At 55.5% G+C, this 9,683-nt stretch carries 11 protein-coding genes; 9 read left to right on the forward strand and 2 right to left on the reverse strand.

The window, feature by feature from the left end; genetic code table 11:
* Positions 1 to 269: 269 nt before the first annotated feature.
* The gene (locus PT275_RS09050; RefSeq protein ID WP_277154067.1) at positions 270 to 608 is read right to left on the reverse strand and encodes a DUF3039 domain-containing protein; all 339 of its coding nucleotides are present in this window, start codon (positions 606 to 608) and stop codon (positions 270 to 272) included.
* A 312-nt stretch (positions 609 to 920) separates the two neighbouring features.
* On the opposite strand from PT275_RS09050, the gene coaD reads away from it, so the two are divergent.
* From coaD to PT275_RS09095, 9 genes are all read left to right on the forward strand, one after another.
* Positions 921 to 1,412, forward strand: a complete 492-nt coding sequence (gene coaD / locus PT275_RS09055) for a pantetheine-phosphate adenylyltransferase (protein ID WP_277154068.1) — start codon at positions 921 to 923, stop codon at positions 1,410 to 1,412.
* A gap of 2 nt (positions 1,413 to 1,414) precedes the next feature.
* Complete coding sequence (locus tag PT275_RS09060; protein ID WP_277154069.1) at positions 1,415 to 2,311, forward strand: cell division protein; 897 nt, start codon at positions 1,415 to 1,417, stop codon at positions 2,309 to 2,311.
* A gap of 41 nt (positions 2,312 to 2,352) precedes the next feature.
* Positions 2,353 to 2,976 (forward strand): DUF177 domain-containing protein, encoded by a 624-nt coding sequence (locus PT275_RS09065; RefSeq protein WP_277154070.1) that lies wholly within the window; start codon positions 2,353 to 2,355, stop codon positions 2,974 to 2,976.
* A 72-nt stretch (positions 2,977 to 3,048) separates the two neighbouring features.
* Positions 3,049 to 3,243: a 50S ribosomal protein L32 gene (gene rpmF / locus PT275_RS09070; RefSeq protein ID WP_277142447.1), complete on the forward strand. Its 195-nt coding sequence runs from the start codon at positions 3,049 to 3,051 to the stop codon at positions 3,241 to 3,243.
* Between the two features lie 68 nt (positions 3,244 to 3,311).
* Positions 3,312 to 4,100 carry a ribonuclease III gene (rnc, locus tag PT275_RS09075; RefSeq protein WP_277154071.1) on the forward strand — a complete coding sequence of 263 codons (789 nt, stop codon included), beginning with the start codon at positions 3,312 to 3,314 and terminating at the stop codon, positions 4,098 to 4,100.
* A gap of 397 nt (positions 4,101 to 4,497) precedes the next feature.
* Positions 4,498 to 6,441, forward strand: a complete 1,944-nt coding sequence (locus PT275_RS09080) for an acetolactate synthase large subunit (RefSeq protein ID WP_277154077.1) — start codon at positions 4,498 to 4,500, stop codon at positions 6,439 to 6,441.
* Between the two features lie 21 nt (positions 6,442 to 6,462).
* The gene (gene ilvN, locus PT275_RS09085; protein ID WP_277154072.1) at positions 6,463 to 7,017 is read left to right on the forward strand and encodes an acetolactate synthase small subunit; all 555 of its coding nucleotides are present in this window, start codon (positions 6,463 to 6,465) and stop codon (positions 7,015 to 7,017) included.
* A 152-nt stretch (positions 7,018 to 7,169) separates the two neighbouring features.
* Positions 7,170 to 7,574: a hypothetical protein gene (locus PT275_RS09090; RefSeq protein WP_277154073.1), complete on the forward strand. Its 405-nt coding sequence runs from the start codon at positions 7,170 to 7,172 to the stop codon at positions 7,572 to 7,574.
* Positions 7,574 to 7,999 (forward strand): type II toxin-antitoxin system VapC family toxin, encoded by a 426-nt coding sequence (locus tag PT275_RS09095; protein WP_277154074.1) that lies wholly within the window; start codon positions 7,574 to 7,576, stop codon positions 7,997 to 7,999. Before PT275_RS09090 ends, PT275_RS09095 begins: the two co-directional genes overlap by 1 nt.
* Before the next feature lie 247 nt (positions 8,000 to 8,246).
* Here the strand turns inward: PT275_RS09095 and PT275_RS09100 are convergent.
* The coding region (locus tag PT275_RS09100; RefSeq protein WP_277154075.1) for an ATP-binding cassette domain-containing protein at positions 8,247 to 9,683 on the reverse strand (1,437 nt) is incomplete at its 5' end.

Raw genomic sequence — 9,683 nt, forward strand, 5'->3', positions numbered from 1 at the left:
TGTTGAATTCTTAAGAAAATAGGACTCTTGGCGCGCCAAGTATCCCCAAAAATGGCACATTACGCTGAATTCTTAAGAAAAGAGGGGTACTTGGCGCGCCAAGACCCCTCAAATTCCATAAATATCACGCAATTCTTTAAATAAACGCTCTCTTGGCGCGCCAAGAGGTACGGAATAAAGCAAAAGGCTGTGCATACCATCGATTCCTGGTATGCACAGCCTTTATGATGTAAACGGTAAAACAACTATCGCCGCCGTAAACCCCGACTTTACTTGCCGGTCATTTCCTCGTAGATGCGCTTGCAATCCGGGCAAACCGGATATTGCGAGGGATCGTGCTTCGGCACCCAGATCTTGCCACACAGCGCCACCACCGGTCGTCCGGTAAGCTGGGACTCACGCATGCGATCACGCGAAACATAGTGCGCGAAGCGATCCGCATCGCCATCATCGCTGCGCTTGGTCTCCTCTTCGGCTTCCGGCCGATCGAGTACCGCCGTCCCCGCACCGGAATCCGGGTCCTGTGAAGGATTCTCGAATCCGGCTGCGTCATGCCAATCACCGACCTGTTTTCCGGCAACATCCAACCTCTCAAAAAAGTCAGTCATATCGTCTCCTTAAGCGGCAATCCGGCCACTCGTCATTCATTCCCAATACTGCATATATCATAACGTCGGCCGTTTACCTCAAACCACGATTGACTCCCCATTCATCTCTCGGCATTACGTCCTACCCAAAAGTCAATTACCAAACCGGTTCTGTGCCAACGATTGGATTTAACCACACAAATACATTATTAATCGACAAACTTATATATATGACATTTAGGTGTGGTTGCATGTATTCCGCTTTCAAATTCCTGCACAGAGACGTGTTAAGCGTATCGGCTGAAAATCAGCGTCAGGCGTTATCCTTGGGATATGACTATAGCAGTGTGCCCCGGCTCGTATGATCCAGTCACAGCAGGGCATTTGGACGTTATCGAACGCAGTGCACGTATTTTCGAGACGGTACATGTCGTCGTGGCCGTCAACAGCTCGAAGACCCCGATGTTTTCGGAGAAAACCCGCGTGGACGTAATCAAGCGGGCCCTGGTAAAGGACGGCTATCCGAACGTGACCGTCGCTTCCACCGACGGGCTGATCACCGATTACTGCACCAAGGTCGGCGCGTCGGTCATCGTCAAGGGCCTACGGCAGAACGGCGACTACGAGGCCGAGCTCGGGATGGCCCTGGTCAATCGCAAACTTTCCGGCGTCGAGACCATGTTCCTGCCTGCGAACCCGATACTTGAGCATATTTCCAGCACTGTAGTCAAGGACGTGGCACGTCACGGCGGCGATGTCACCGGCATGGTGCCCGATTGCGTAGTCGGCATGCTCGCCGAAAAACTTCAGAAAGAAAAGAGCTAATGATGGCGAACGAAACAAACCTCAGCGACGAGGAAGACGACACCCTTTCCAAGGTCATTCCCATTGATGACCTTTCGCCGAACCACGACGAGGGCGATGCGGATTCCGACAATTCGGGTGATTCCACGGAAAGCCCGGAAACCAACGATGACGTTGATGACGATACCTATGATTCGGTTTCGCCAAAGGCCGCCAAACCGCTGTTCACTTCCCCCGCAGACCTTCCCGACCTGCAGGAAAAACACGACACCCACGATAATCAGGCGTCGAACGGCCAATCCCCCGATGCCCACACAGACGTCAGCGACGAAGCCGTGAGCAAAAGCCGTGCCGAATTCACGACGGTTTATGACATCATCGATCAGATGAGCTCCGCCGTGGAGGACACCAAATCCAGTTTCTTCGCCCCCGGTATGGTGCGCCTCGACCGCGACGAGTTCCTTGATCAGCTCAACCAACTCAAAACCATGCTCCCCGTACAGCTTGAGCGCGCCTCGTCGCTGATGCGTGAGGCCGAACGCCGGTTGCAGAACGCGCAGAGCCAAGCCCAAGCCATTGTCACCAAGGCGCAAAGCCAGGCCGCGCAAATCAGACAGAACGCCGAAGAACAGGCGCAGATCCTTTCCGGACAGGAACGCGTTGTGGATCTGGCGCAGCAAAAAGCCCGCGTGATCATGGATGACGCCCAAATCAAGTCGACCAAGCTTGTGCAAGGCGCCAACGCCTATTGCGCCGAAGTGATGAAGGCGCTTGAGGAGCAGGTTGCCGCCTATGACCGCGATATCAAAAACGGCATCGACGTCATCGATAAGCGTCAGCACACGGCCGCGCAGCAACTTGCGCAGTCGCAGGCGGATGCCGTTGCGCACGCGCAAAATCCAGCCGACAAAGCCGAATAACACCACTAGACAAAACAAATTCGAAAGAACAAAACGAATAAATGAGTAGACCTGAAGATTCGCAATGGGCCGTCAGCGTGGGGCAGATCATCTCGCGTCCCGGCCAAAGCAAAACCGTTGATGCCGAGTTTCCCGCGCCAAGCGGCATCGGCGACAATGTCATCGGTGTCAAGGAGGGGGCACCTGTCAAAGTGACCGGCTCCTTCGACTCCATCGTTGACGGGCTGATTTTCACCGGACGCTTCGATGCGCCGGTCCATGCCGAGTGCGTGCGCTGCCTCAAAGAAATCAAACGCGATTGGGGCATGGATGTCACCGCGTTCTTCCCCTACGATTCCGCGAAGGCGTCCGTCAACGCGAACAACGGGCACGACAATCACGACGAGGACATCGACATCATCGCCGGCGAGGACGAGTCGGAAGACACCTATCCGTTGAGCGCGGACTGCAATTTCGCCGACCTTGAGGCACTTCTGCGCGACACGTTGGTCGAAAACCTTCCGCTGCAGCCACTATGCAAGCCGGATTGCAAGGGTCTGTGCCCGCAGTGCGGCATCAATCTGAACGACAATCCCGACCACCATCACGACGTGGTCGACAACCGTTTCGCCGCTCTGGCCGGTCTCAAGGCCGAGCTGGAAAAGGAAGAAGAACAAGGCAAGTAGCACTTGTACCGAGATGGCGTTAGACTTGTCTATGCTTAAGCTCAATCTGTTCGAACGAAATAGAGGAATACCATGGCACTGCCAAAGTACAAGACTTCGCGAGCCAACACGCATTCGCGCCGCTCCAACTGGAAGGCCAGCGCGGCCAAGACCGTCGCCTGCCCCAATTGTGGTGCGCCGACCCTGCCGCACATGGCTTGCCCGAGCTGCGGTTCGTTCCGCGGCCGCGTTTATCGCGAGGCTATCAGCAAGTCGCTGAGCAAGTGAAACGCTAGCAAATAAAAGCCCTGCCATCGACGGGTGGCGGGGCTTTTGCATCTCTGAAATCAGGAAACATGCCTCAAGATACCGATACTGATACCACTTCAGAAACTTCGACCCCGCAGCAGGAACTGCTTGACCGGCTCGGCACCACGCTTTCGCCGGACCTCTTGGTGCAGGCACTCACCCACCGTTCGTTCTCGCACGAGCACGAGGGCGCGCCGAACTACGAACGCTTGGAATTCCTGGGCGACGCGGTGCTTGAGTTCGTTTCCACCGAAACGCTGTATCGCGTCCATCCCGACATGAACGAAGGCCAGCTCGCGAAGATGCGGGCGATGGCCGTCTCGGAAAAGGCGCTTTCACAGATCGCACGCGAAAAGCTTCAAGTGGGGCCGTATATCCTGCTCGGACACGGTGAGGCTGAATCCGGCGGCGCCGAAAAAAGCTCGATCCTCTGCGACATCGTGGAATCGCTGATCGGCGCGACATTCGTGGAGCATGGCATCGACGAAGCCCGCAAAGTGGTGCACCATCTGGTCGATGACGAACTGAAGAAGGTCGCCACCGAAGGCCCTGCGCTGGATTGGAAGACCTCGTTGACCGTCAAGGCGCACGGCATGGGACTTGAGGATCCGCGCTACCGCATGGCCGTGTCCGGCCCGGAATACGCACAGGTCTTTACTGCCCGCGCCGTTGTCGGCGACGATGACGAAGTGCTTGGTGTCGGCACCGGTTCCAGCAAACGCAAGGCCCAGCTTGCCGCCGCGAAAGCCGCCTGGACGGAACTAGACAGCAATCCAAGCAAACATCCGGCCAAAAAGCACCATCACCCCAGCGACGCCAAAGCACAACAAAAGTAACAAATCCTAATATCAGCGCTTAAAACCGCATATTGATGATGCGAGGCCACAGCCGCTGCTGGCAAGCCAGACACGAAGGCGGAACAAGGCTTTATTGAATGAGGTCGTAGCCTACGGTATTTCTCCTTATTGCTATACGGCTAAGTTACAGTCCGGTACCCGATTCTCATTCATCAAGCACCGGCTCAGCACACACATTCCCCGAAATACCGCCAGTATTTGGGCAAAAGTGATTTTCACATCCGCAATGCACTATGATATCTACAACATCGGTACAGCTTCACGGACTGCCACGAACGGCCCGGCGAACGCCGAACGTCATAACCATGCGGACGTACACCATACGTCGCAGGTGAAGAAGACAATCCTTATAAACCCACAGAGAGATAGAGGAATGATGGTGTCACCAACGCCTTTACAGGCATTCAGCGGGGTGCCGAAAATATCAAAGACAAACAAGCAGACTCTCGTCAACGGCGAGAAGATGACCGGCGCACAGGCGCTGATCCGCACGCTGGAAGATCTGGGCGTGCAGGACGTTTTCGGTATTCCGGGTGGCGCGATCCTGCCGGTTTATCATCAGATTCACGATGATACCAAGTTCCGTTTCGTGCTGATGCGCCATGAGCAGGGCGCAGGGCATGCGGCCGAGGGGTACGCCGTGGCCACCGGGCGCGTGGGCGTTTGCATCGTCACCTCCGGGCCGGGGGCGACGAACATGGTCACGCCGATCGCCGATGCGAATATGGATTCGGTGCCGCTGGTCGTCATTTCCGGTCAGGTCGGTGTGGACGCAATCGGTACCGACGCCTTCCAGGAAGCCGATACCGTAGGTATTACATACCCGGTGGTCAAACATTCCTACCTCGTCACCGACGCGCAGGACATTCCGCGTGTGCTCGCCGAAGCGCACTATATCGCGCGTACCGGCCGCCCAGGCCCCGTCGTGGTCGACATCACCAAAACCGCGCAGGTCGGCGACATGTATTACTCATGGCCGCAGAAACTGCTGCTCCCAGGCTACAACCCGACGACCAAACCGCACGGCCACGTCCTGCGCGAGGCCACAAAACTCTTTGAACAGTCGTATCGCCCCGTGCTCTACGTCGGCGGCGGCGCGGTGCGTTCCAACGCCGGAGAGCAGGTCAAGGAACTGGCCGATCTGACCGACTCCCCCATCGTCACCACGCTTCCAGCGCGCGGCATCGTGCCGGATTCCGACCCGAAAGTGCTGGGAATGCTCGGTATGCACGGTACGTTGGCAGCCACGGCGGCGACGCAGAGGTGCGATCTGCTGGTCGCCATCGGCGCACGTTTCGACGACCGCGTGACAGGCAAAATGGAGGCTTTCGCCCCTGCGGCCCGCGTCATCCACATCGACATCGATCCCGCCGAAATCGGCAAGCGCCGCCAGCCCGACGTGCCCATCGTCGGCGATGTGGCGGAAGTGCTCGACGCGCTGAATGCCGAAATCAAGCGCGGGCAGGCCATCCACGGCAAGCCGAACCTCGAGCCTTGGTGGAATCTCATCAATTCCTGGCGCGAAAAGTATCCGATGAAATATGATGAAACGACGCCGGACGGCACACTCTCCCCACAATGGGTCGTGGAGGAGCTTTCACGCCAGGCTGCACCCTCCACCATCTGGGTTTCCGGCGTGGGCCAGCACCAGATGTGGGCTTCGCAGCTCATCGATTTCGAAAACCCGCACTCCTGGATCTCCTCAGGAGGCCTGGGAACCATGGGCTTCGGCCTGCCTGCGGCCATTGGCGCACGCGTGGGTTCGGCCCGCGATTTCGGCGGCAAGAAGCCAGTTTGGTTGATTGACGGCGACGGCAGCTTCCAGATGACCTCCGAGGAGCTCGCAGCCGCGTTCATCGACAATGCGCCGGTCAAAATCGCAATCCTCAACAATTCCGTGTACGGCATGGTCCGCCAGTGGCAGACGCTTTTCTACGACAAACATTATTCGCAGACCAGCATCCGCGACGGCGAGAATACCGAGGATATCCTCAACGTTCCCGATTTCGTCAAGCTCGCCGAAGCCTACGGTTGCATCGGCATTCGCGCAACTACGAAAGACGAGGCAAAGGCCGCGATCAAGCGCGCCAACGAGATCAACGACCGGCCGGTGCTGATCGACTTCCGCGTCTACAAGGACGCGATGGTCTGGCCGATGGTCGCCGCGGGGCAATCCAACGACACCGTTACTTACATGCCCGGCATACAGCCGCTGCTGCATCATGGCACGGCAGAAGCGGGCACCGACGACGCCGCGGATGACGACGACAATCAAACCGACACAGCCGATGCCGGAACTTCGGAAAAATCGGAAAAGTAAGGACAAGGCGAAAGGAACATCATGGCAAATTATCCTGCATCCACTCCGCACAGCGAGCGTCACACCCTGTCCGTCCTGGTCGAAAACCGCCCTGGCGTACTGGCCCGTATAGCTGGCCTTTTCGCCCGCCGTGCGTTCAACATCAACTCGCTTTCCGTCTCCCCCACCGAGCGCCCCGACATCTCGCGCGTCACCGTGACCGCTGACGTCGAGGAAGTGCCGCTTGAGCAGATCATCAAGCAGCTCAACAAACTGCTTCACGTGCTGAAAATCGTCGATCTTGACGATACCGACGCCGTCGAACGTGAGCTGGTACTCATCAAGGTCGCAGCCAACGAGACGAATCGCTCAGACGTGCTGGAGATTGTGCGCCTCTTCCGCGTACGTGTGGTCGACGTGCACCCCGAATCCCTGACCATCGAGGCCACCGGCGACGAAGGCAAGATCGATGCGCTGCTTGGTCTGCTGGACGACTACGGCGTCATCGAGCTGGTCCGCTCCGGTGCCGTCGCGGTGACCCGCGGCCCGCATGCGTTGAGCGAAAAGGTGGTCGGCAGCGAAATCACCGGAAGGTAATGGGATAGCTCCCATCGCCAATAATCAAGGGCGGATATGGCCTTACGGTCATATCCGCTTTTTGTTTCCGGATCCTTCTCTTATACCCTTTGACAATATGCTAGCATTTTGCTAGCATACTAATTATCAATAGGTTAAACGTGGAGGTATCGATGGGCACAATGACGATTCGTAATGTTCCCGACGAACAAATTGACATTGTAAAAGAGGCGGCGAAAGCACACAATCGTTCAATGGAAGCTGAAATGCGTTCTCATGTGGAAGAGTGGACAGCGGCATGGATGGCGCATAAAGAAATGGGCTCCACAGATTTTTCCAAAGAACTGCAAACTTATCTTCTCCCTCAACAAACACCCATCAAAGACGACGATGTCTCTCATCTTACGAAAAAAAAGAATGGGTCAGTCACACAAAAAGGATCGACGGAAAAACCAGCAACTACAGCTGAAATCTTCGCAAAAGCACATCGACTGCTAAAAGATTCCGGACTTACAGGTGACGAACAGTTGATTCCTCCGCGTAGTGGTGAGATTCGCCATGTGAAATTAGGTAACTGATGTTTCTACTTGACACCAATGTGGTTAGTGAAATTTCCAGCCGCGCAATTCCTGATGAAAAAGTCCTTGCATGGTTTTTCGCCCAATCGCCAGACACACTATATATATCAAGCATCACTTTGGCTGAACTTATATATGGCATTGAACTTTTACCAGAAGGCCGACGCAAAGACGAGATACGCGACAGTGTGGTATCCACACTTTCTGACTTTCAGTTCCGTCCGCTACCTTTCGACGAACAAGCAGCACCATATTATGCATTTATCGCTGCCCAAAGGAAAAAATTGGGCCAACCTATTGGACCAAATGACGCCATGATTGCAGCCATCGCCATGGCCAACGATATGGCTGTAGTCACTCAAAACATAAAGGATTTTGAAAACACAGGAGTAAGAATCATTAATCCTTGGGAACACCAAAATTAAAAAGCTAGAGGAGACTCTCATGCCCGAGACACTTCCTAACAATCAACAACCTGACCCGAATGATTTGCCGCTTGATATCGATGACGACATCTTGGCCAAATTCACGAACATCGCCCCATGCTGACGGTAAAACCGCTGAAGAGGAAGCCCGTTCGCTGGTTGAGGATTACGCAAACGGAAAACTGGTCCGAGTAAGCGGACTGTCAAAACCATGGAAACCTTCATCAATAAACGATTAGGCCAAAAATTATTCGACCTGCTCGGAGAGTTCCATCCACTCGGCTTCTAAGGACTCAGACTCGTCTGAATTGGCCGAAAGTTGCTCGTTGAGTTTGCCTAAGCCTACGTAGTCGGCGGGGTCGTGAGAGGCCATTGTCCGCTCGATCTTTGTCTTCTCGGTTTCGAGTTTGGCAAGTTTGCGTTCGATGGCCGAGAGACGACGGGTGGCGTCGTGGAACGCTTTTCCAGTCAGTTTCTGGTCATCGGATTGTGGATCGGAATTCCCATTATCACCATCATCATTTGCGTTTGACGATTGAGCCCCAGAAGCACTGCCGCTCGAAGAAGAGCCTTTGCCTGCCGACTTGCCGCCGCGGCCGTCGCCAATAATCTCATCCAGTGTTTCACCGTTTTCAATCTTCTGCACCATATTGAGATAGTCATCCACGCCGCCAGGAAGGTGACGGACTTTACCGCCAATTAGCGCAAACTGTTCATCGGTCACACGTTCCAGCAAGTAGCGGTCATGGGAAACGACAATCAGCGTGCCGGGCCAGGAGTCAAGCAAATCCTCCATTACGGCGAGCATATCAGTATCGAGATCATTGCCGGGCTCGTCCAAAATCAAGACATTCGGCTCGTCCAGCAAAATCAGCAAGAGCTGCATGCGGCGCTTCTGACCACCGGAAAGATCGGCGATCGGCGTCATCAGCTGCGCGGCAGAAAATCCGAGTCGTTCCATCAATTGGCTGGTGGAAACCTCTTTGCCGTCGACGACGTAGGTCGGCTTGTAACGGCTGAGCACTTCCTTGATCTTGTACTTGTTGAGCTTCTCCAGCTCGTCAAGCCGCTGTGAAAGCACTGCAAACTTCACGGTTTTGCCGATTTTCACATGCCCGGCCGTCGGTGTCAATGTGCCGTCGATGATCTTCAGCAACGTCGACTTGCCCGCACCGTTTGCCCCGACAATGCCGAACCGGTCGCCGGGCCCAATCAGCCAGGTAACGTCATCAAGGATCTTGCGTCCGCTGACCGTCACCTTTTGCGCCGAGGAAGTGACGGCAGGCGTTTCCTCGTCATCGGATTCAACAGCGTTGACAGCGTTGTTGCCAGAATCAGCAGAAACTTCGAAGGCATCGGCATCCTTCACTTCATTCGGAAGCTGTGCGGCTGCATCAGTTTGCGCCGCAATCTGCTTCTCCTTGGCTTCGGAATTTCCGGCTTTGGCGTCCACCAACCGATCATCATCCAGGTCATCAACGGCCAGCTCGACGGAACCCATGACTTTCGGTTCCTCGTACAAGGCCGGAACGATATCAACGCGCGAGGCGGAGTCGTTGTCGGAAACGTCAGAAGCCTCTTCGCCGGTATTTGGAGCTACGCCGCTCGATACCGCACTGTTGCCACCGGCAAGATTTTGAGCTACGCCGCTTGATACCGCACTGTTGCCACCGGCAAGATTTTG

This window comes from Bifidobacterium sp. ESL0745, from assembly GCF_029433335.1.
GTDB lineage: Bacteria > Actinomycetota > Actinomycetes > Actinomycetales > Bifidobacteriaceae > Bifidobacterium.